Raw genomic sequence first — 21,248 nt, forward strand, 5'->3', positions numbered from 1 at the left:
GGCAAAAAAGTGTTTTTGTATAGACAGTAAAAAAAGCCTCCGCACCATTCGGAGGCTTTTAGGCATTCTATTCTCTTCCTACAGAAATCTTCTCAGTTTGGTTAGCTGGAACAGTTATTTCGACTTCGATATACTGCTGATCTCCTGCCTGATAGTTTTGAATGACATTCCCTGCAGAAGCGCTGTAATTCCCTGCAGTCATATAAAATGGAACTGTCACTGTGACAGGTTTATTTAAGCGGTTTGTAACCGTTGCTTCCTGAGTTGATGCCTGTCCGTTATTTGATGTTTGATATGTGGCTTCATAGGACATGGTTCCGCTTTTTGTATCTCCATTTTGATAGACCGGGGTAGAGTGACCGAGGTCATCATACTGATAGGAGCTTATTTCCCCGTCTTTCATTGTGAACTGTCTGAATCCAACCCATGGTTTTCCGGTCAGCTCAACAGCAGTTGTCGTTGTATAGAGAATACCGTCTTCTTTTGTAACATTGTCAATATGTGTATGGCCATGAAGGCTGAGGTTAACATGATTCTGTTTCATGATGTCAATGAGCTCATGAGCATTTTCCCCATGCCATTGCTGATCATATTTAATGCCGAGCTTTTCGCCAAGTAATAAGGTATCCAGGTTTTGCGGATTATTCTGGGCATCATATTCTTTCCAGTATTTTTGTACTTCTGCATCATTTTGCGGCCAGATATCACGATCGCGCCATAGCGGATTATGATGTGAAAACAGCCCTTTTACTTGTCCTGCAGGAGCATTGGCCGCATTGTCAGCCAGGTCCTTTTTAATCCAATCCAGTTGTTCTTTTCGGATCTGTCCTCCCCATGTCGGAACTGAAACCGTTCCATGGCCGCTGCGGTCAAATTCATGCCAGTCAAATGAATTGTATCCGATGAAATGTGCGAGTGGTCCGTAATTAAATGAAAAATATTGCGGACCGAAGTATTGCTCCCAATATTTTGCTCCGTCGGCAAGTGTTGCATCCTGGGCGTAATAATCATGGTTGCCAGGTACTAAATAGACAGGAACATTGAGTTTTTGAAGCATTTTATAGGTTTCTTCGTATTCATAAATATATTCTTGCGGATTCATCTGTCCATACATTAAATCACCTGTTACGACCACAAAATCAGGGTTGGCAAGATTCACTTCTTTAATGGCTTTTTGAAGGTATGCCCAGCGTTTTTCCGGGTCAGCATCCCACATTCCGGCTTCTTTTGCAATGGCCGGATCAACTCCTGAAGGATCTTCCGGGTCGCCAAGGTTTCTTGGTGAACCAATATGTGTATCTGTTAAATGAATGAAGGTAAAATCTTTCTTAAAATCATCTACTATTTTTACGGAGTGAGGCTGTTTGTCTGTGATGCGCTTTCCGTTCGCTGTGAAGGATATTTCTAAATCGTATAATTTTTCAGGCACGTCTGCCGGAATCTGAACAGTCACATCATAGATGGAAGAGCTTTTTTTCCAATGAGACTGTCCTGATACTGCCTTTTGAACGGGCAGATCATATTCTTTAGTAAGTGAAGAATGGTTGGTTTGTTTTAGTTTGACATTCCATTCTCCGGCTTCTTTTCCCTGGCTATCCACTTTCACTGTCAGGGTCTTGCCTTTCTTTTCGATAGCTGGTGTTCCAAAAAGAGGGGAAATGATTTGGTTTACTTTTGGATCTGCAGCAATCGTTGGTGCGCTGTCCAAGTAATGCGTGCTGTTGCCTATACCCCCGTCTCTTACACCAGAGGAGCTTGGCTGTGTATCAATTGCATATGCTGCAACCGGCATAAGCGTAAGTGCAAGTACTGCCAGAATAAATCGGTTAACCCTTTTCTTCATTTGTTAAGCCTCCTTTTCAAGGCAAGAATAGCAGGTGAATGTAAAGGGCATATGGATTTTTAATAACAAGATTAAGTATGAATAATTTACCAGCTTGCTAGGTATAAAAAAAGCTAACCCAATTCAGGTCAGCTTCTAAATCAATTATTCAGCCTCATTTTCAAATAATCTTGCTATCTCTACAATAACCTGTATGGCTTTTTGCATATTATCAACTGAAATATATTCAAATTTGCCATGGAAGTTCTCTCCGCCGGTGAAGATATTCGGTGTAGGAAGGCCCATGTAGGAGAGCTGAGATCCATCTGTGCCGCCGCGGATCGGTTCAACGATTGGCTGAATGTCCAGGTTTTCCATCGCACTGTATGCAATGTCGACGATTTGTTTAACAGGCTCGATTTTTTCGCGCATGTTGTAATATTGATCGTTCATCTCAAGGATGATGCGTTCGCTTCCGTATTTCTCTTTCAATTCATCAACAGCAGCGGCCATCATTTGTTTTTTCTGCTGGAACGTTTCCTTATCAAAATCTCTGATAATGTAGCTTAGCTTCGTTTGTTCAACATCTCCGCTGAAAGAGAGAAGATGGAAGAAGCCTTCATAGCCTTCTGTTAGCTCAGGAGCTTGTTCAGCAGGCAGCTTGTTTTGGAGTTCCATTGCGATTTTAATAGAATTCACCATTTTCCCTTTAGCAGTTCCAGGATGGATGTTGGTTCCTTTAATGGTTATAGAGGCTCCGGCTGCGCTGAAGCTTTCGTACTGCAGCTCGCCGAGAGGACCGCCATCCACTGTGTAGGCGTATTTTGCATCAAAGGCAGCAACATCAAATTTATGCGGTCCGCGGCCGATTTCCTCATCAGGAGTGAAAGCAACTCTGATTTTCCCATGTTTGATTTCAGGGTGCTTGATCAAATAATCCATTGCTGTCATGATTTCAGCAATTCCTGCTTTATTGTCGGCGCCTAAAAGAGTGGTGCCGTCTGTTGTAATCAATGTATGTCCTTTATAGTTTAAAAGGTTAGGAAAGTCCTTTGGAGACAGGGTTACTTGCCTTGCTTCATTCAGCTGGATGTCCTGTCCGTCATAGTTTTCATGAATCTGCGGATTCACATTTTTTCCGGTAAAATCGGTTGCTGTGTCAATGTGTGCGAGAAAGCCGATTGTTGGAACCTGTTTTTTTGTGTTAGATGGGAGAGTGGCCATTACATAACCAAACTCATCCATGCTCACATCCTCTAAACCTATTGCTGTAAGTTCTTTTACAAGGTGATGTGCAAGTGTCAGCTGACCTTCAGTAGATGGACATGTTTCGCTGCTGTCATTTGATTGTGTATCGATTTTTACATAGGAAGTAAATCGTTCAATGATTTCATTTTTCATTTTTATCAACCTTTCTTACCCTCTTAATTTTTCCAAAACATCCTGTGCCTGAAAACCTGCCTCAAAGTCAATAATCTCAGCTTCTTCGCCTTTCAGCGCTTTTACAAGCTCATCAATTAAAGATTTGGCAAGTGAGCTGTCTGCATCAATCTGTTGAATAGACTCTCCATGCCTGCCCCCTTCAAGGGCGGACCAGTTCAGCAAGGACAGAGTTCCTTCTGTTCCATAAGCCGTAAATCTGATTTCTTCTGTTCCTGCAATTTGGCTCAAGCCATCGAATATGACAGGCGTGCCGTCCTGCAGCTCCAGTTGAGCGAGAATGCCAATTTCAGAAGCTGCTGGATCTTCGGGATACTGAACCGATTTATTCATAACATGAACAGGTCCAAAGAGTTTTTGAATTTGCTGAATGTAGTGTACACCGACTTCGAGTACAAATCCGCCTTGCTCACGGCTTGCGACCCAGTCATTTTGCTGCCACAGCCGCGGCCATTCCGGAAAATGCATCTTTAACTCAATCCGTTTAAACTTTCCAACATACCCCTCTTTAATAAGGGAAGCAAAGGTGTTGCATCCGGCACTATAATTCAAAGGGAAATTCATTGCATGGATGATTCCAGTTTCTTTTGCCTGTATGTAAAGACTTTCGGCTTCTTCCAAGGTGTTGGCCAAAGGTTTTTCGCATAAGACATGCTTGTCCTTTGCAATCACATCCGTCACTATTTGATGGTGAAATTTGGGTGGAACGGCCACATAAACAAGATCGATTTCTGCTTCTTCAAGCATTTTTTTATGGTCAGTAAAAGAATCTGCATTTCCAAGTCTTTCAGATGTTTCACGTGTAACTTCAGCATTTCGGTCACATATAGCTGAAATCATAATATCCGGATGGTCTGTGAAATTCGTTATTAATCGCTGTCCAATTGCACCTAATCCGATTATGGCTGCCTTGATCATTTAATATCCGCCTTTCTGAAAATAAAACTGATAATTAATTATATTAAGAAATCTAGTATATTCATAGTATTCGTTTGAAAAAGAGAAAGACTGAGACCACACATAATCTGGTATCCTGAATAGGAGACAATTAAAAAGAAAAGTATTGGAGTTAAGAGCATGACTGAATATAACCGTGAGCAGCGCACCCATATCTCAAGAGTTCAAACTTATATCGAAGAAAATTTGCATTTGAAATTAACATTGGCTCATTTAGCAAAGGTTTCTACCTATTCTCCCTATCATTTTCATCGTCTTTTTACGGAATTTACAGGGGAAACACCTGCAGATTACGTAAAGCGGCACAGGCTTGAAAAGGCTGCACATACGTTAATCTATGAACCGGAAAAGCCTGTAACAGAAATTGCGATCGACTGCGGTTTTTCATCCCTGTCTTATTTTACATACTCATTTCATGAAGTCTTTCAGCACAGCCCAAAAGCCTGGCGTGAGGGTGCATACTTAGAGAAATTTCCAAGAGTCTATCTGGACAGCAAGAAATCTAAACAAGATAGCAGTAAAAGAAAAGAAGAAAATCAAAAAAGAGAGTACACTGAATTTCAATGGGTCGACCTGTCAAAAGTAAAAACAGTGGTATTGCCGGAACGTGCCATTGTATTGAAACATCGTCTTGGGGAATATTCAAAAGAGATTGAACAGACGTGGGAGAGCATCTACCGGTTTTGCCATGCAAGAGATCTGCTGCATGAGAAAACCATGATGATTGGTGTCCCAAGGAACAACCCCTATATCACTCCTGCAGAAAAGTGCCGCTATGACTGCTGTATTTCTATTGATGATTTTGGCAGTATTGGAGATGGGGATGAGAAGTCAGCCTTTCACGGCGGAAAATATGCGGTGTATGAGTTTGAGGAACCGGTTGATTACAGCAATCGGAAACTGCTGATTGAATCTTATTCAGAACTGTACAGCTTCTGGCTGCCAAAAAGCGGCTACCGTTATTTGGGCAATCCCATCGAGCTTGTTCAGATCGTACCAAGAGCGGGAACCTTTGAACTGGACTGTAAAATTACAGCCATTGCACTTGAAATTGAGCCAAAATAAATACGAGAGTGAGGTTTTATTGTGATCATCAATTTAATGGATTTGAACTTTTTAGCTGTCATTGCAGGAGGATTCTTGTATATGGCATTTGGAGCTTTATACTATTCTCCATTTTTATTTGGAAAGACATGGACGCGAATGAATCCAAGTGAAGTAAAAGATTCCGCAAAGTATGCGGGATCTGCTGCTGTTGCATTTCTAAGCTCATTTTTAATCGCAATCATCATTCATTCAATTGGAGCGGACGATGTGATGTCAGGTCTGATGACTGGATTAATCATTGGCATTCTGCTTGCGCTGGCCTATTTAAAAAATGCGCTCTTCGGATTAACAGGTTTAAAGGTTTATGGAATAGCTGTGCTGGATCATGTCATTGCGTTTTCGCTGCTGGGAATCCTGCATGCTATTTGGGGTTGAAAAATAGAGGGAGAGCGCATAGAGCGCTCTCCCTTTTTCTTTATGAAAGATAGGTTTGAAGCGGCTGCCAGTAGTTTGCGTGCCAGCCTGCATCAAGATGTTCACGCTGCTCTTCAGGGAAGGCAGTATGGTCAAACATTAAAATCGTTTCTGATCCTTTTTCAATGAATTCTATTTTGACGATTGAATAGAGACCCTCTTCCCAATTTCCTGGACGCCATGCTTGTACAATTCTCTTATTTGGAATGAGTTCAATATTTCTGCCGCTTATCATGCCGCCAAATAAGGAGAATGAACCGCCAGCCTCTGGGTGGATCTCTGCAGGAGCTCCTCCGGATAATTCACTGAATTGTTTAGAATCTGTAAGAGCTTCATATATTTTTTTTGCATCTGTATTGAATTTGATCTCTTGATGAATGACAGTATTATTCATTTTTTTGTTCCTCCATTTTCATTAATTTTTGTCAAGGATAGACCAAGGATCTATTCCTGGATCATGACCTTCAGCAAGTGATAAAAGTCTAGTCATGTAATGGACCCATCCTTCTATATGAGTAGGGATTTTTTCATCCGGCAGGTCATAATGCGTCAGCACCAGCAGTGTGCCGTTATTTTTAGGAATCAGTTTAAATTCCAGTGTGCTCGATCCTGGCGGGAGAACTTTGAGATTTTCCCATCCCCACGACATGACGATTTTCTCATAAGGACTAATTTCTAAATATTCTCCCATTGCTATGTCTGTGCCATTTATGTCAATCCGGTATTTTCCGCCAATACTGGGATCCAGCAAAATGTGGCTGCCCATCCAGCGAACCATTTTATCTGGGTCTGTAAAAAACGAGAATAAAGTTTCGGGGCGACATTTAATAAAGATTTCTTTTCGAATGGATTCATTCATCTGAACGCTCATTATTTCTCCTTTCTTCTTCTTCGGCAGCCTCTTTTAAAAGAAGCAGTCGATCATCCCAAAAACGGTCGATGTAATGCTTGATATCCTTAAATCCTTCCCTTCTGATTCCATAGTACCGTTTTGTTCCTGCTCTTCGGACATGAACGAGCCCGGATTTCTCAAGAACTTTGAGGTGCTGTGAAATAGCTGGTGCAGAAATATTAAATTTCGATGCAATTTCACTTGAAGTAAGTTCTTTTTCATGAACGAGATGTAAAATTTCTCTGCGGTTTGGTTCTGAAATGGCATGAATTATTTTTTCGATCATGCAATTAATTTAGCACAAACTTAATTAAGTGTAAACTTAAATTTAAATTTTTCTATGATTCGTCTAAAATAAAGGTAGAAAAAACTGAGTATGAACAGAGGTGATTACCATATGAATAAGCCTGTCCATTCGTCCTTTTTCAATATGCCCACAATTGAACTAGCTCAAGCTTTGCTTGGAAAGATTTTAGTTAAAGAAACAGCCGAGGGTATTGCTGCAGGAATCATTGTTGAAACAGAAGCCTATATAGGACCAGGCGATCAGGCTGCCCACAGCTTCAACAACCGGAGAACGGCAAGAACAGAAGTCATGTTTGGACCGGCCGGCTATACCTATACATATGTCATGCATACACACTGTCTTGTAAATGTTGTCAGCGGAGCGATTGATTCTCCTGAAGCAATTTTAATAAGAGGGGTAGAGCCGGTAGAAGGGCTGGAACTGATGTACCAAAGGCGCGGTCCAGTCAAAAGAGAGCAGGAACTGACAAATGGTCCCGGGAAACTGACGAAAGCATTGGGGATTGTAAAAGAAGATTATGGACGTCCTTTATGGGAGGCGCCCCTGTATATAGCAGAAGGCAATGAGCCTGAATTTACAGCTGCAGGACCGCGAATTGGAATCGACAACAGCGGTGAAGCCAGAGAATATCCATGGAGATTCTGGGTAAGCGGGAACCGGTTTGTGTCGGGTACGAAGAAGAACAACATAATAAAATAGTTTCTTTGAATAGCCCTTTAAAGTAAGGGTTATTTTTTATGAAAGGCTCTTTTCGTAAATATTGTTGCTATTGGATTAAATGTTAAAAATCATAAGTGGATTGCAGCGGAAGGAACTTGACTCCTGCGGGAAATAGAGCAAATTGGGAGACCCCACAGGCAAAAAGCCGAGGAGGCTCCCATGCTCCCCGCGGAAAGCAAGTTCCTGCAGCGGAAAGGAACGGACAACATTTAAATGGAAAATAACAATCTATGCGAAAAAAGCCTTATGAAAAGACTAGAAGTTGGCATATTGAAGCTGAACAGCCGTTTCCGCTTTTCTTACAAGATAAGAAAGTATAAAATTTTGCGCTTCGATGTCTAGCTCCATCGCCCAACTCCTCGGCCAGAACGGATCCGCCAGTAAAGGCAAAAAGCGCCTTTACTGGCGGATCCTTATCTGTCTGCCTGCGCTAAACGGGCGTTTCCGCTTTTCTTTTAAAAATTAAGAAATTCTTAAACATTACACAGACAAGGAGTTAAGAATTTCCTATTAGACTATAGATATCAGCCCGAGTCAGATATACTTTTGAAAGGAGTGTGAGCAAATGACAACTTATAACGTTTTAGTAGTAGATGATGATAAAGAAATCCGCGATGCGATTGAAATCTATTTAAAGAATGAAAATATAACTGTGATAAAAGCGAAAGACGGAATAGAAGCTCTTGAAAAACTGAATGAGCACGCTGTTCATTTAATTCTGCTTGATATCATGATGCCCCGTCTTGACGGCATCTCAACCACTTTTAAAATCCGTGAGAAAAAGAACATCCCAATTATTATCCTGAGTGCAAAGAGTGAAGATACAGACAAAATACTGGGCCTTCAGGTCGGCGCAGATGATTATGTGACAAAGCCGTTCAATCCGATGGAGCTGATTGCCAGAGTGAAATCCCAGCTTAGGAGATATGTGACGCTTGGTACATACGAAGGCGTGAAAAAGACCGTAGATCTGAATGGTCTTACCCTTGATCAAACAGCGAAAGAAGTGACGGTGCATGGCGAGAGCGTAAAACTGACACGCATTGAATACAGCATTGTCGAGCTGCTGATGCTGAACGCTGGCCGCGTGTTTTCAATCAATGAAATCTATGAAAGGGTATGGAACGAGCCCGGCTACAACGCAGAAAAAACCGTTGCCGTCCATATTCGCAAAATCAGAGAAAAAATTGAGATTGATCCTAAAAATCCGAGATATTTAAAGGTGGTATGGGGTATTGGGTACAAAATGGAAAAGTAGTCTGACGTTTTTTCTCATCATGATGCTGCTGACGTATGGCATCAGCGGTCTCTTTTCAGGTGCTGCCAATGGAGACAGGTACTTATTTAAAAATTATTTTCAGTCTGTCGAATTTCAAGAACGGCTAAATTACTTTACGAATCTTTTAAGCTTATATGAATTGAACGGCATGACTAAAGAAGAAGCCAAGGAAAAGATAACCGTATCAGCAGAGGAAATTGAAGAACACCGATATAGATACGGAAGATTATCCGACCAGATCATGAACATAGAAAGTCAGTATGAAGAAGAAATTTTCGCTGCTAAGGAAAATGGAAACAGCGAAGTTGAAAAAGTGCTGACGGAAGAAAAGAATAAAAAAATTGCAGACATCACGTTGAATTTTAAAGATGATGAGCATGTCCGAAAAAAGGTTATCGCAGAAAAAGAAAAGAAAATTGATGAATTCTTTGAAGAAACCTATAAGTATCCTAAGTCTGAATATGAAGCAAATAAAAATGAGTTTGTTTATTACTTGAAAAGCACCGATTCCAAAGAAGTTCATACCAACTTGCAAATGTCTGAGAAAGATGATCCAAAGGAGTTTATCAATCAAAAGGACATGTACTATATAGAAAATTATTCGGGGTCAAGAGGCTATATCTATTCAACTGATGGTTTTCATTATTTTGGAAGCAGTGATATCACCGAGGATCTTATCAGCGGAGAGGAAATAAGATTCACCGGACAAATCGCCCTGTCAAAAAATGCACCAGCAGACAGCGAAACCATGATTGAATTCCGGGATTTTCAAAAATCACAGGCTCTCTATTACGGACATTCACTCAGCGGCCTTGCAGCTCTTTTCATCAGTGTTTTCCTTCTAAGAAGACGTCCGAGGTTTGAACCTGTTTTGAAAAGCAAGTGGGCGCAAGTGTACATCCGCCTGCCTCTGGATGTGAGAATACTCTTCACCGGCATATCGTTTATAGGAAGCATTATCTGCATGTTCGGAGTGATCGACTATTATCCGTTCCGGTATGGATACGAATGGCTCTATTCGTTTATCTTTTTAATGATTGGAACGCTGTTTATCGCAGCACTCATCGTTCAGGCAGTCCTTCTCATACACCTATTTAAAACAGAGGGCCATTTCAAGGCAGAATGGAAAACAACAGTCCTTTACAAGATTGCTAAGGCTGTGGCAGACGCTTTTCTGATTCAGAAGGTAGGCATTCAGCTTTTGATATTGCTCGGCATTGTTTTCTGCTTTGGGGTTGGAGCGGCAGCAGCGATTGTTCAGCCCGCGTTCCTGCTCATCTACTTTCCTGCTTTTTTGCTCATTGGCCTTCCGGTTGTCCTGTTTATGTTCAAACGAATTGGCTATTTTAATAAAATTGTGGCGAATTCAAATGACATCATGCTCGGCAATCTGGAAACAGACCTGCCGGTAAAAGGGAAAACGGCCCTTTCCACACTGGCTTCGAATATGAATGCTCTGAAGCATGGGGTGAAAACCTCACAGCAAAAGCAGGTGAAAAGCGAACGCCTGAAAACGGAGCTGATCACAAATGTCAGCCATGATCTTAGAACACCGCTTACCTCTATAATCAGCTACACAGAATTACTGAAAAATCCTGCTCTCTCAGAAGAGGAAAGAGCTTCCTATGTGGAAATTGTCGACCGAAAATCACAGCGTTTGAAAATCCTGATTGATGATTTGTTTGAAGCTTCAAAAATGGCGAGCGGCAATATTGAGTTAATGAAACAAAACGCAGATATTGCCCAGCTCCTGCAGCAGGCGCTAGCTGAATACAATGAAGCCATCAGCCAGTCTTCCCTGCAGTTCAGGGTGACTCATGTGGATGAACCTGTTATTGCAGTCGTAGACGGACAAAAAATGTGGAGAGTGTTTGAGAATTTGATTGGCAATATTCTTAAGTATTCTTTAGAGAATACGAGAGTGTACCTTTCCGTTAAAAAAATCGGGGAGCAAGTCATGATCTCTTTTAAAAATGTCACCAAGTATGAGCTCAGCGAAAATACAGATGAACTATTTGAACGGTTTAAACGCGGAGACTCCTCGCGTCATACAGAAGGTTCCGGGCTCGGTCTTACAATTGCCAAATCGATTGTTGAGCTTCACGGAGGGCGGCTTGAGATTGATGTGGACGGAGATTTATTTAAAGTAACCATCATCCTGGACGCTGATTAAAAAAAGCAGGTTTCCGTACCAAGGGAACCTGCTTTTAGTATTTGCTTATTCAACATCTTCATCCGGACGGGCCCAGACAGAAACGCTCTGGCCGTTTACAGGGAACGTCGCAAAACCATCATCTTCAATGGTAATATGCTCTTCGCGGGTACCGGTTAAATCCACCCATACCTTACCTGCATGATGTTCGCCGACACACATCCGTTTTTCTCCTTCGTCGCCATTTGAAATGACAACAGCACAGCCGGAACGCTCAAACTCATCCACTCCGCGTCTTACCCAGCCGATTGTATTCGGATGGTCAAAGTAGTCTTCCTGCTCACCATAGGCTCTTGTCTGTCTTGCATAAAGGAGGGGATCAATCGCTTCTCTTTTACCGTCAATTGGATTGTCTCCGTCAATGCCGTAGTAATCGCCATAGAATACACATGGATATCCCTGCTTTCTCAGAAGAATCAGGGCATAGGCACTTTGCTTAAAGCAGTCCTCTACCCATGATTCGAGGGCCTCATCAGGCTGGGAATCATGATTATCAACAAATGTGACGGCATGCTCGGGATGGGAGCCGACAAGGGTATCCTCAAAGATTGTGGAGAGATCAAAATCATTTCCTTCCATGGATGCTTCATGAAGCTTGTAGTGAAGGGACACATCAAATAAACTCATTTTGTAGTCAATCTTATCAAGGAAACTCTGGCATTCTTTTAAATCAGACTTCCAGAACTCGCCTACAAAAAAGAAATCTTCTCCGCGGTCTTCATAAAGCTCTTCAGCAAATCTCTGTACAAACTCATGATTGATATGTTTAATGGCATCAAGGCGGTATCCGTCACACTGCAGCGTGTCTGCAAGCCACTTGCCCCATGAAATCATTTCATCCTGAACTTCTTCATTATCATAGTCAATGTTCGCAAACATTAAGTAATCATAATTTCCAAATTCCGCGTCAACATTCTCATTCCAGTCTTTATTGTCACCGACAATTTTAAAGACGCCGATTTTATCGTTTTTCGCATCGTAATCTGTCCCGTTGAAATGCTCAAAATTCCATTCAAAGGATGAATACTTTCCTTTTCGTCCCGGGAAGTTGAATTTTGTCCAGCCTTCAATATTAATCGGCTCGGATAATTCTTCCGTCCGGTCCTCGCGGTCTACTTCAATCACTTTAAATAATTCCGTCTCATCTGCTCCTGCTTTATGGTTCATGACCAGATCCACATAAACGGCAATGCCGTTGTCGTGACAGGCTTTAATAGCAGCAAGTAATTCCTTCTTCAAACCGTATTTAGTGCGGACAGAACCCTTTTGATTGAACTCTCCAAGATCATATAAGTCATACACACCATATCCGACATCATCTCCGGACTGGCCTTTTGTAACGGGAGGAATCCAAATGGAATCAATGCCTCTTTCCTTAAGCTCCGGCGCTACCTTTTTCAGCCTGTTCCAATGTGTTCCAGTAGGTCTTACATGCCATTCAAAAAACTGCATCATTGTGTGATTCTTTTCCATCCCGATTTCCCCTTTTCAGTGTGTTCTTTCTGTTATCCTACTTTCTACCCTTAATAACAGAAATTGAAGCGGAATTTTTAAAAAATTCAACACTTTATAAGTTTAAGCGTTTTCATTAAAGAATGACGGGTTGCGAAATAAACAGAACTCTTTATAATGAGAAATATTAAAAAATTCAGTTAAAGGAGATGAGAATGTCTATGGAACCAAACACAGCAGCAGCCGCAAACAGGAAAAACAGGGGATTATTTAATCGCATGCTTGACGGTGTAGAGAAAGCAGGAAATAAACTGCCTGATCCCGTTACCTTATTTATTCTGTTCGCCGTCATCGTCATTCTTGCATCTCATATTGCTTCCTTGTTTGAAGTGAAGGTTGAGAACCCGGCAACGAAAGAAAGTGTTGAAGCTGTAAGCCTGCTGACAAAGGATGGATTTCAGCAGATCATGACGAATATGGTGAAGAATTTCGCGGAATTTCCTCCGCTCGGACTAGTGCTTGTTACCATGATTGGTGTAGGGCTTGCTGAGGGAGTGGGGCTGATTTCTGCTTTGCTTAGAAAGCTTGTTCTTGGAGCCCCAAAAGGGATTATTACCTTTTCAATTGTTTTTGCAGGACTTCTTGCAAATATGGCAGGAGATGCCGGCTTTATCGTACTGCCTCCTATCGCGGCACTTGTATTTATGAGTGTTGGCAGACACCCGATTGCGGGGATGGTTGTCGCATATGCTTCTGTTGCAGGCGGATTCAGTGCCAATCTGATCGTCAATATGCTTGATGCTCTTTTAGCAGGATTTACACAATCCGCAGCAGAAATTGTCGATCCTGATTTTCAGACCAATCCTGCAATGAACTGGTATTTTTTAGCTGGGTCCTGTGTGTTTTTTGTGCCGCTTGCCATATGGGTCACGGAAAAGATCGTTGAACCAAGGCTGCCTGAATATAAAGGTCCCCGCATGCCGATGGAAAAGCTTGGACCTGAAGAATCCAAAGGACTTAGATGGGCTGGAATAGCAACACTCTCATTCCTAATCTTAATAGCACTAACGATTGTTCCAGAGAATGGCTGGCTCCGCGGCGAAGACGGCGCAATCATTACTTCACCATTCATGAACTCACTTGTTCCTATTATTATGGGCCTGTTTCTATTTCCCGGACTTGCATATGGGATTGCAGTTAAATCGATCCGTTCAGATAAGGATGTCGCCCAGGAAATCGCAAAGTCGCTTGGAACGATGGGGATGTACATGGCAATTGCCTTTTTTGCGGCCCAGTTTATTGCCTATTTTAACTGGAGTAATTTAGGGATTATAATGGCCATCTCTGGAGCGGATCTGCTTAAAGGTCTTGGACTCACAGGCTTGCCTCTATTAATAGGATTTATCTTATTCTGCGGAACTCTCAATCTCTTTATCGCAAGTGCTTCCGCTAAATGGGCCATTGTAGGTCCGGTCTTTGTTCCAATGTTCATGCTTCTCGGGTATGACCCGGCATTTACGCAAGTTGCCTATCGGATTGGTGATTCAATTACAAATCCAATTACGCCGATGTTTGCGTATTTTGCTATTTTGCTTGCAGGAGCTAAGAAGTTTGATAAGAATATGGGACTTGGCTCACTGATTTCCGTCATGCTTCCATACACCATTTTCTTTGGCATTGCATGGATTTTGTTCTTTATCGCCTGGTATTATCTCGGAATCCCGCTCGGTCCTGGAGCAGATATCCACTTAGACTAGAAGGAGGCAGCTTATGGGTGCTGTATTTTCAAAAGAACGATTGATTGAAGAACTGGATCAATGTCCTTCTTATGAAGGAATTGATCCGACAGAACTGGCTGATAAACTATCCGTCCTTTTTGAAATAGGAAAAACGCCTGAAGGCGGAATCACAAGGTTTCCTTATACAAAGGAAGAGAAAGAAGCAAAAGAAGTTTTTAAAGCCTGGATGATTGAAGCTGGTCTTGAAGTCAGAGAAGATGCAATCGGCAATTTATTTGGCACACTTCAAGGAACATCGAGAGAGCTTCCTGTCGTCATGACAGGCTCTCATTTGGACAGTGTTCCAAATGGAGGTGCATTTGACGGCCCGCTCGGATGCTTAAGCAGTCTGCTTGCCATCAAGGCCATTGCCTCTAAGGAAGAGAATCCGAAGCGTTCCATTGAGCTTGCCGTTTTTGTGGACGAAGAAGGAGCACGGTTTAAAAACGGCATTTTTGGAAGCCGCGTTATGATGGGTGAAGTTGGTGCAGCAGATTTCAAATTGTTTAATGATGATCAGGACAACGTTCTGTACGATGAAATGGTACGCTGCGGGCATGATCCGGAGCGAGTGCAGGATTCATTCAGAAAACCAGAGGATATTTATGCTTTTCTTGAACTTCACATAGAACAGGGCAGGCGCCTTGAATCGGAAGGGAAAGATATCGGTATTGTGAGCGGGATTGCAGGACCTTCCTGGACGTCCTATACGTTTATCGGTGAAACGGATCACGCAGGCAACACGCCGATGAAATTCCGGCAAGATACACTGGCTGCCGCAGCAGAGTTTATTCTAAAAGTGGAGCAGGCACCTTCAAGGTTCAGCCCAACAGCTGTTGCAACGGTTGGGAAAATAAATGTTTTTCCAAATGGAACGAACGTTATTTCCGGCAAAACAGAGGTCATTGTCGATGCAAGGGATATTGACCTGAAAGCAAGAGATGCCTTGATTGCCTCCTTAAAAGATGAAGCAGTGAACCTTTCAAAGGAAAGAGGAGTTGCGGTCGATATAAAAGCCGGCATTAATATCGCGCCTGTGATTGTTCCGGACCATATCCGGGAAGTTATCCAAACCTCTGCCGAAGCGAGTGGACTGACGTCGCTCTCTCTCCCAAGCGGAGCCGGTCATGATGCAATGACACTCGGAAAATACGTGCCATCAGGCATGGTATTTGTGCCAAGTTTGAACGGAAAAAGCCATTCACCTGAAGAATGGACGTCTCTTCCGGACTGCATCAAAGGGGTGCAGGTGATGAAAGATTCGCTTGAACAGCTTGCAAATAGGTAGTCAGGAAATCAATGACCCAAATCCAAGAATCCTCTCCCGCAAAATGGGGAGAGGATCTTTTATTGTCTGAATCAAATAGAAAAGGTCATACCTGTTATTTAAGAAAAGATAAAACAACAACATCGCTCGAAATTTAGAAATTGTTTAAAAGTAAATGAGTAATTACTCTCATGTATTTAGTAGTGATTTTTTTATTATTCTGGTTTCATATTGAACATCGGTGGGAAAATGTGGTAGTAATAAGGTGGATTACATATGAGATATCCGAAAGGAGCCTATCCATTGAAAAAAATAATACAGCTTGGTCTGGTTTTTATGCTGATCTTTACTGGGGGTTGCGGAATGAGCAAAGAAAAAGGAAACGGTAAAATAGATGCTTCAACTCTGCCGGAAACAGAAGCCTTTAAAGATGAATTTACACGGGAATTTATGGCTTCAAGCGAAGAGGTTGAAGAAGGGTATTATACATTTGAATCAAAGACAAAGGGCTATACGATGCTGTTTCCTGTGAATGCAGCTATATCATCCACATCCTATGACTCTCAAGAAGACTTTTTTGAAACATTTAACTTTGGCGAAGGCGTAAAGGAAAACAACCTATCAAGATATGTAACTATTACCTATGAAGACAAACCTACCACTAAAAATATTGAATTTAACTTAGATATGTTATCAGAGCATGCAGGATATGAAACATCTTTTGAAAAGATTCATAATGGAGAAAACCTTATCTATTACGGTAAAGGTTCTCAAACAATAAATGATACAGAGATAAAAAAGAAAGCAGATTTTTATGGGTATTTTGGATACATCCAATCACAAAAGAACGAAAAAGGAATTCAATTCTTTTATGAGGTTACATGTATGGACGCAGATCAATCTTGTAAAATTGATGTGAAGAGTGAAGAAGAAAATGCATTGTTGATCATGAAGTCAATTGATTTTACAAAGTAGGTTTTAGAGGTGAAACCAATGCAAAACGAAGAAGTTCTGAATAGTGACATTCTCCGGGTTAGGCTGACTGAGCTTGAATATTGCGGTGAAAAAAAATTCACTGTAGAAGAAGTTAGAAAAATCATAATAGAGGAAACGGGTAAAAGTCCACCTAGTAACATTGAAATCTTCCGTACAGATTCTCTTAAAGAATTTAAGGAACTAAAAAATGAAGGCAAAGATTCTGGTTTTGATGGTACAGCTATTCATTTTTATGATGCGGAAAAAGGAATTAATCAGACATACGTTATTACTAGAGGAAGCGAGAATGGAGAAAGTTTAGATGATAATGAAGAAAAAGGCGATCCATTAGACTGGATTTACAATTCGTTAGGTATTTATGCGGGTAAAGAGAGTAATCAATACAGGGATGCGAAGTTATTTGATTCATTAGTAAGTAAATATGTGGAAGAAAATGTTAAGTCGCATCATATAGAAATTGAAAATAAAAAATATGGACTTGGTCACTCATTAGGTGGAAATTTAATTCAGATGATTTCTTTAATGAATAGATCATTTGAAAAGGTATATGCTTTTAACGATGCACCACCAAGTGCCTATCAACTAGCTTTAATTGATAGCAGCTTTAGAAGAAAACTATTTTTAAGATTTGATCTTAATCCAAATTCATTTGATGAAATCTACACTATCCCCCCAGCAGAACTAAAAGCATTTGCCGAAAACTACTACAAAGAAAAAGGCCAAAACATTCACCACCTCACCAATGAAGAAGACATGCTGTTTGCAGCCTCAGATATCCGTGGTTTTCTTGATTTAGGAAGCCGGACAGTGCTGGATTCAGATCCGGATTTTGAGAGCATACGTGAAAGAATCAACAATCTATCAGATGAAGATTTGTATGAGATGCAAAAGTTCCTGGTGAAGTATGCGCCCGCGTATAAAACGGGAGGTTATAACGGCTTAATCAAAGCGATGACTGGCATTGATTTGGTGTTTTTACAGGAACTAAAAGACACTTGGACCAATATCAGCATAACGGATCATCCAGTTGAAGCTGCTGAAGCTGTTTTTGAGACGGTCAAAAAGTTTGACGAGATTGCTGTTAATCTTAAAGACTTTGCGATGCAGCTGCCGCAGTTGATCAAAAATCTTCCAGTCCTGTTGAGTATTTTTACTGATCTGACGAGTGGGGAAATTGACCTTATCGTGCATGAACTTAAAGGTATGGAGAAGGATGTAAAGGAAATCCAGAGCTTGATTGGAAGTTTTGCAGATTTGACAGCGATGGATGGGCTTCTCACACTTAATCCTATAGACTTTGTTCAAAAATTGTTTGCTCTTAAAGATCAATTTGATGCAATCGATGCTAAAATCAAGCAGCTTTTCGGGCGTTTCGATACCATCAAAGCCATCATCGGGGAGGCAAAGCTGGAATTTGGCGAGGCTGTAGAGGGGCACAGTCTTCAGCAGGTTTCCAATGCACTTGCTAAAAAAGGCAGGCGTTATGAAGGCGGAAGTCTCTTAATCTTTAAAACCGGCGGGCATGGACAGAAAATTGAAGTGAATCTCTCTTCAGCCGTGAGAATTTATCAATCAGGAATGGATTCATATGATGAGCAGGAGGCTGTTCTGAGAAGATATCAGAGAGCTTTTGAGACTGCTTTTTTTGAAGATTATGAGAGAAGAAAAGGAAATCTTCTGAGCCGGATTCATGATATGGAATCTAATCCGCGTTCTTATCACAAGCTGCTTGACATAGGAAACGGATATGAAGTGAAAAGCATTCATGTTCATGAACAAATTCAAGCGCTGCCTTCAGCCTTCCCAGACCGTTTAAATGAAACGGTTCATCATTTTCAGGATCAGTTCGATAAAGGGAGAAAACTCATTTCTTCCATAAAGACGTCCATTGAAAAGATGTTTCAAGAAGAAAAGGACATTGCTTCTATATTTGATCTCAGATAAGGAGGAATGAGTGTGAACCAGCTTTATAAGGAGCACGTGTTTGATTCTGCCAAGGATTTAAGATACAAAGCGGATCATCTCAATTTCCAGCTTGAATCGCTTGGTTCAGCAGGTGTTGAGCTTTCTAATATGATCAGAATGGAGCTTGCGGGCAGTACGGCAGAGTTTATTGATCAAATCTCCACCCAGCTGACCAAGCTTCTGTCTGAAAATGAAGCAGTCATCAGCCAGCAGACTTACAGCAATCATATGCTTGCGAATCAATATTCCAATTTTGTAAATGACATGAATGCTCAATATTTGACCATTCGATATGAGAAGAAGGAATCGATTGGATAAGAAAAATTCACGGAGACAATCACTATTCTACAAAAATCACTGTTTTTCATCATAAATATAACATATCCTCCAAAATTCACCTGGATGGTCCATTACAAATAACCCGGGAATCAAGAACGGGACTATCACCTTAAATGTATGGTAAATTTTATTAAAAATTTCCTTATTATAGGTTTTGTGGATAAATTAAATGGGTAAATATTAACGGGATCGAGAAATCTAGTAATAATCTTCCTCTATTGCATATATGTAGATAGAATGTACCATTTTACTAGTATTCTAGAAGTAACAATTGACCTTCATGGTCTTTGTTTATACAATTAATGTAAATTCGTGTAAAAGGAGAGATGAAAATGTCAGGAATTATTCGCGTTACCCCTGCTGAACTTGTCGATATGTCAAAACGTTATAACAATGAGGGTGGAGAGCTTGGTCTTTTGATCGGCCGCCTTGACAGCATGATCGGCCAATTGCAGGCTATGTGGGAAGGGGAAGCAAGCAACGCTTTCAGAGATCAATACGAACAGCTTAAGCCTTCTTTCGTTGACATGCAGCATTTAGTAGAAGATATTTCAAGACAATTAGAGAAGACAGCACACGCTCTTCAAGAGGCTGATGCAAACATTGCAGGCCAAATCCGCGGTTAATAGGATCTGACAATCTAATGAAGTGCAGAAAGGAGCGCCCATTCTAAATCAGATGACGGCGCTTCTTCATTTTTGAGGTGAAAAGGCATGTATATTGAAGTGACAATCGATTTGAAGCATTACACAGGAGAAACATTTGATCTGCGTCTATCAAATTATCACTCTGTGAAAAAAGTAATAGATATCGTATGGCAGGCAAGATGCATTTCTGACCCACCTCGAGAAGGGTATTGGGTGCGCGTTCCCAATAAGCAGATTGTCCTATCAGGCAGCCATAAGCTTGTAGAATGCGGAATTACAACAGGAGATCGTTTTGAAATCCTATGAAGGAGTCTTTCTCAATGTCAGAAAAAAAACAGACCTATTTAGAACAGCAGCTTGAGGCTGTCATAATGAAGGAAGATGGCTATACCTTCATCTTCCAAACAGAAAAAGTGAAACTGGATCAAGCAGCAGAAATCGAAATGCTGAAAGAAATGGATTCATCCATTAAACGGGAAATTACTCTGACTGAAGATGAATTAAGGGTTCATGTTCAGCCGCCTGAAACTTATTTGGGTTTTTCCAGTTTAAATAAAAAAGAAGAGCGAAGCAAGTGGAATTTTTCCTACCAGCTGGTAAAAAAGGTGAAAAACCATTCCTTTTCGAGGCTTCATCTGATTGTGTGTCCTGAAAACATTTCTTTTGATCAAAGCCTTACGCCCTATTTTCTTCATTACGGCGTAATGGAAAGCATTCCTCCTTATGAACAGGACAGTGACAGGCTTTTGCAGGAACTGAAAGCCTGTGTTGCAGCTGCTGTCGATTCCAACTATTCATTTGAACAGTATTTGAAATTCAGCGAAACGTTAGATATTTCTCAAGTATCCCGGGAATTGCTTTCAGCAGCAACTTATTCTGAATTGTTGACCCTGATTGAAACGAACATGAGGGAAGTCGATAACAAGAATGCATCCCTGGTATCCATTCCGGAAAAGAAATGGAAGCTTACACGGTACATAGCTCTCGGATTTCTTGTGCTGCTTGTTCCCGCACTTGTTTATACAGCCTATTCCCTTTTCTCCCTGCACCCTAAACAAGAAGCGTTTGTAGAGACAAATGAGTACTACCTGGGAAATGATTACAGTGAAGTGGTCAGCACCCTTTCAAGCTACAGCACAGGTGAAATGCCGAACGTTGTGAAATTTCAATTAGCATCGTCATACATAGTGAATGAATCTTTAACTGAAGACCAAAAAGAAAGCGTTCAAAACACGCTGACCCTCCAATCAGATCCCCAGTACCTTGAGTATTGGATTCATATTGGCAGAGGAGAGGCCAAAGAAGCTCTCGATCTTGCAAGAAATCTTGAGGATCGGGATCTGATTGTTTTTGGACTGATTAAATACCAGGATCAAATAAAAGCGGATACTGAAATGAACAGTGAAGAAAAACAGCAGGAACTTCAAAAAACAGATGCAGAAATTAAACAGTTTAAAGAAGAACAAGAAGCCCAGAAGAAAGAAGAAGAACAGAAGCTAGAGGAAGAACAGAAAGCGAAAGAGCAAGTGGAAGAACAGCAGAAAGCAGAAGAAGCGGCTAATGAAGCAGCTGAGCAGGCGAAAGCTGCAGAGAAAAAGCCAGCCGCTCCTGCAAAATCCGGTTCTGACTGAATGATTGGCAACAGGAGGTGATT

General features: G+C 41.2%; 20 protein-coding genes. 13 read left to right on the forward strand and 7 right to left on the reverse strand.

Annotated features, from left to right (window positions below; translation table 11 throughout):
* Positions 1 to 67 precede the first annotated feature (67 nt).
* From ABEQ24_RS07530 to ABEQ24_RS07540, 3 genes are all read right to left on the reverse strand, one after another.
* Positions 68 to 1,843, reverse strand: a complete 1,776-nt coding sequence (locus ABEQ24_RS07530; protein ID WP_430006204.1) for a metallophosphoesterase family protein — start codon at positions 1,841 to 1,843, stop codon at positions 68 to 70.
* A 144-nt stretch (positions 1,844 to 1,987) separates the two neighbouring features.
* On the reverse strand, positions 1,988 to 3,223 hold the full coding sequence (gene pepT / locus ABEQ24_RS07535) for a peptidase T (RefSeq protein ID WP_430006356.1): 1,236 nt from the start codon (positions 3,221 to 3,223) through the stop codon (positions 1,988 to 1,990).
* Positions 3,224 to 3,238: 15 nt separating this feature from the next.
* Positions 3,239 to 4,180, reverse strand: a complete 942-nt coding sequence (locus ABEQ24_RS07540; protein WP_430006205.1) for a Gfo/Idh/MocA family protein — start codon at positions 4,178 to 4,180, stop codon at positions 3,239 to 3,241.
* A gap of 159 nt (positions 4,181 to 4,339) precedes the next feature.
* Between ABEQ24_RS07540 and ABEQ24_RS07545 the strand changes: the two genes are divergently transcribed.
* Positions 4,340 to 5,284 (forward strand): AraC family transcriptional regulator, encoded by a 945-nt coding sequence (locus tag ABEQ24_RS07545; RefSeq protein ID WP_430006206.1) that lies wholly within the window; start codon positions 4,340 to 4,342, stop codon positions 5,282 to 5,284.
* Positions 5,285 to 5,305: 21 nt separating this feature from the next.
* Complete coding sequence (locus tag ABEQ24_RS07550) at positions 5,306 to 5,701, forward strand: DUF1761 domain-containing protein (RefSeq protein ID WP_430006207.1); 396 nt, start codon at positions 5,306 to 5,308, stop codon at positions 5,699 to 5,701.
* A 40-nt stretch (positions 5,702 to 5,741) separates the two neighbouring features.
* On the opposite strand, the gene ABEQ24_RS07555 is transcribed toward ABEQ24_RS07550, so the two are convergent.
* Genes ABEQ24_RS07555 through ABEQ24_RS07565 form a run of 3 tightly spaced genes read right to left on the reverse strand, consistent with a single transcriptional unit; the run spans position 5,742 to position 6,918 of the window.
* Positions 5,742 to 6,134 (reverse strand): SRPBCC domain-containing protein, encoded by a 393-nt coding sequence (locus tag ABEQ24_RS07555; RefSeq protein ID WP_430006208.1) that lies wholly within the window; start codon positions 6,132 to 6,134, stop codon positions 5,742 to 5,744.
* A 21-nt stretch (positions 6,135 to 6,155) separates the two neighbouring features.
* On the reverse strand, positions 6,156 to 6,611 hold the full coding sequence (locus ABEQ24_RS07560; protein ID WP_430006209.1) for an SRPBCC family protein: 456 nt from the start codon (positions 6,609 to 6,611) through the stop codon (positions 6,156 to 6,158).
* Positions 6,592 to 6,918, reverse strand: a complete 327-nt coding sequence (locus tag ABEQ24_RS07565; protein WP_430006210.1) for an ArsR/SmtB family transcription factor — start codon at positions 6,916 to 6,918, stop codon at positions 6,592 to 6,594. Before ABEQ24_RS07565 ends, ABEQ24_RS07560 begins: the two co-directional genes overlap by 20 nt.
* A gap of 111 nt (positions 6,919 to 7,029) precedes the next feature.
* Here ABEQ24_RS07565 and ABEQ24_RS07570 point away from each other — a divergent pair, with 111 nt between their 5' ends.
* The 3 genes from ABEQ24_RS07570 (at position 7,030) to ABEQ24_RS07580 (ending at position 11,111) form a co-directional block, all read left to right on the forward strand.
* On the forward strand, positions 7,030 to 7,638 hold the full coding sequence (locus ABEQ24_RS07570; RefSeq protein ID WP_430006211.1) for a DNA-3-methyladenine glycosylase: 609 nt from the start codon (positions 7,030 to 7,032) through the stop codon (positions 7,636 to 7,638).
* A gap of 586 nt (positions 7,639 to 8,224) precedes the next feature.
* Entirely contained in the window at positions 8,225 to 8,917 is a 693-nt protein-coding gene (locus ABEQ24_RS07575; RefSeq protein WP_309193436.1) for a response regulator transcription factor, read from the forward strand.
* Positions 8,895 to 11,111, forward strand: a complete 2,217-nt coding sequence (locus ABEQ24_RS07580) for a histidine kinase dimerization/phospho-acceptor domain-containing protein (RefSeq protein WP_430006212.1) — start codon at positions 8,895 to 8,897, stop codon at positions 11,109 to 11,111. The genes ABEQ24_RS07575 and ABEQ24_RS07580 overlap by 23 nt, the downstream gene beginning before the upstream one ends.
* A 45-nt stretch (positions 11,112 to 11,156) precedes the next feature.
* Here ABEQ24_RS07580 and ABEQ24_RS07585 read toward each other — a convergent pair whose 3' ends face one another.
* Positions 11,157 to 12,623, reverse strand: a complete 1,467-nt coding sequence (locus ABEQ24_RS07585; protein WP_430006213.1) for an alpha-amylase — start codon at positions 12,621 to 12,623, stop codon at positions 11,157 to 11,159.
* A gap of 200 nt (positions 12,624 to 12,823) precedes the next feature.
* Here ABEQ24_RS07585 and ABEQ24_RS07590 point away from each other — a divergent pair, with 200 nt between their 5' ends.
* The 8 genes from ABEQ24_RS07590 (at position 12,824) to essB (ending at position 21,225) form a co-directional block, all read left to right on the forward strand.
* The gene (locus ABEQ24_RS07590) at positions 12,824 to 14,359 is read left to right on the forward strand and encodes an AbgT family transporter (RefSeq protein WP_430006214.1); all 1,536 of its coding nucleotides are present in this window, start codon (positions 12,824 to 12,826) and stop codon (positions 14,357 to 14,359) included.
* A gap of 13 nt (positions 14,360 to 14,372) precedes the next feature.
* A complete protein-coding gene (locus ABEQ24_RS07595; RefSeq protein ID WP_430006215.1) occupies positions 14,373 to 15,668 on the forward strand; it encodes a Zn-dependent hydrolase in 1,296 nt (431 codons plus the stop codon).
* Between the two features lie 255 nt (positions 15,669 to 15,923).
* Positions 15,924 to 16,622 carry a hypothetical protein gene (locus ABEQ24_RS07600; RefSeq protein WP_430006216.1) on the forward strand — a complete coding sequence of 233 codons (699 nt, stop codon included), beginning with the start codon at positions 15,924 to 15,926 and terminating at the stop codon, positions 16,620 to 16,622.
* Positions 16,623 to 16,640: 18 nt separating this feature from the next.
* Positions 16,641 to 18,587: a DUF6792 domain-containing protein gene (locus ABEQ24_RS07605; RefSeq protein WP_430006357.1), complete on the forward strand. Its 1,947-nt coding sequence runs from the start codon at positions 16,641 to 16,643 to the stop codon at positions 18,585 to 18,587.
* A gap of 12 nt (positions 18,588 to 18,599) precedes the next feature.
* Positions 18,600 to 18,926: a hypothetical protein gene (locus tag ABEQ24_RS07610; RefSeq protein WP_430006217.1), complete on the forward strand. Its 327-nt coding sequence runs from the start codon at positions 18,600 to 18,602 to the stop codon at positions 18,924 to 18,926.
* A gap of 353 nt (positions 18,927 to 19,279) precedes the next feature.
* Positions 19,280 to 19,573, forward strand: a complete 294-nt coding sequence (locus ABEQ24_RS07615) for a WXG100 family type VII secretion target (RefSeq protein ID WP_223438755.1) — start codon at positions 19,280 to 19,282, stop codon at positions 19,571 to 19,573.
* Between the two features lie 87 nt (positions 19,574 to 19,660).
* Positions 19,661 to 19,900 (forward strand): EsaB/YukD family protein, encoded by a 240-nt coding sequence (locus ABEQ24_RS07620; protein ID WP_430006218.1) that lies wholly within the window; start codon positions 19,661 to 19,663, stop codon positions 19,898 to 19,900.
* A gap of 14 nt (positions 19,901 to 19,914) precedes the next feature.
* On the forward strand, positions 19,915 to 21,225 hold the full coding sequence (gene essB, locus ABEQ24_RS07625) for a type VII secretion protein EssB (RefSeq protein ID WP_430006219.1): 1,311 nt from the start codon (positions 19,915 to 19,917) through the stop codon (positions 21,223 to 21,225).
* Positions 21,226 to 21,248 lie beyond the last annotated feature (23 nt).

Source organism: Metabacillus idriensis, assembly GCF_050483325.1.
Taxonomy (GTDB): domain Bacteria; phylum Bacillota; class Bacilli; order Bacillales; family Bacillaceae; genus Bacillus_P; species Bacillus_P idriensis_A.

What these genes read in the sequence shown, in the direction of transcription:
- ABEQ24_RS07575 (WP_309193436.1), top strand. Translation starts at nt 8,225, where the DNA reads ATGACAACTTATAACGTTTTAGTAGTAGATGATGATAAAGAAATCCGC.
- ABEQ24_RS07555 (WP_430006208.1), bottom strand. Translation starts at nt 6,134, where the DNA reads ATGAATAATACTGTCATTCATCAAGAGATCAAATTCAATACAGATGCA.
- ABEQ24_RS07570 (WP_430006211.1), top strand. Translation starts at nt 7,030, where the DNA reads ATGAATAAGCCTGTCCATTCGTCCTTTTTCAATATGCCCACAATTGAA.
- ABEQ24_RS07590 (WP_430006214.1), top strand. Translation starts at nt 12,824, where the DNA reads ATGGAACCAAACACAGCAGCAGCCGCAAACAGGAAAAACAGGGGATTA.
- ABEQ24_RS07540 (WP_430006205.1), bottom strand. Translation starts at nt 4,180, where the DNA reads ATGATCAAGGCAGCCATAATCGGATTAGGTGCAATTGGACAGCGATTA.
- ABEQ24_RS07620 (WP_430006218.1), top strand. Translation starts at nt 19,661, where the DNA reads ATGTATATTGAAGTGACAATCGATTTGAAGCATTACACAGGAGAAACA.
- ABEQ24_RS07560 (WP_430006209.1), bottom strand. Translation starts at nt 6,611, where the DNA reads ATGAGCGTTCAGATGAATGAATCCATTCGAAAAGAAATCTTTATTAAA.
- ABEQ24_RS07605 (WP_430006357.1), top strand. Translation starts at nt 16,641, where the DNA reads ATGCAAAACGAAGAAGTTCTGAATAGTGACATTCTCCGGGTTAGGCTG.
- pepT (WP_430006356.1), bottom strand. Translation starts at nt 3,223, where the DNA reads ATGAAAAATGAAATCATTGAACGATTTACTTCCTATGTAAAAATCGAT.
- ABEQ24_RS07565 (WP_430006210.1), bottom strand. Translation starts at nt 6,918, where the DNA reads ATGATCGAAAAAATAATTCATGCCATTTCAGAACCAAACCGCAGAGAA.
- ABEQ24_RS07585 (WP_430006213.1), bottom strand. Translation starts at nt 12,623, where the DNA reads ATGGAAAAGAATCACACAATGATGCAGTTTTTTGAATGGCATGTAAGA.
- ABEQ24_RS07595 (WP_430006215.1), top strand. Translation starts at nt 14,373, where the DNA reads ATGGGTGCTGTATTTTCAAAAGAACGATTGATTGAAGAACTGGATCAA.
- essB (WP_430006219.1), top strand. Translation starts at nt 19,915, where the DNA reads ATGTCAGAAAAAAAACAGACCTATTTAGAACAGCAGCTTGAGGCTGTC.
- ABEQ24_RS07600 (WP_430006216.1), top strand. Translation starts at nt 15,924, where the DNA reads ATGAGATATCCGAAAGGAGCCTATCCATTGAAAAAAATAATACAGCTT.
- ABEQ24_RS07530 (WP_430006204.1), bottom strand. Translation starts at nt 1,843, where the DNA reads ATGAAGAAAAGGGTTAACCGATTTATTCTGGCAGTACTTGCACTTACG.
- ABEQ24_RS07615 (WP_223438755.1), top strand. Translation starts at nt 19,280, where the DNA reads ATGTCAGGAATTATTCGCGTTACCCCTGCTGAACTTGTCGATATGTCA.
- ABEQ24_RS07545 (WP_430006206.1), top strand. Translation starts at nt 4,340, where the DNA reads ATGACTGAATATAACCGTGAGCAGCGCACCCATATCTCAAGAGTTCAA.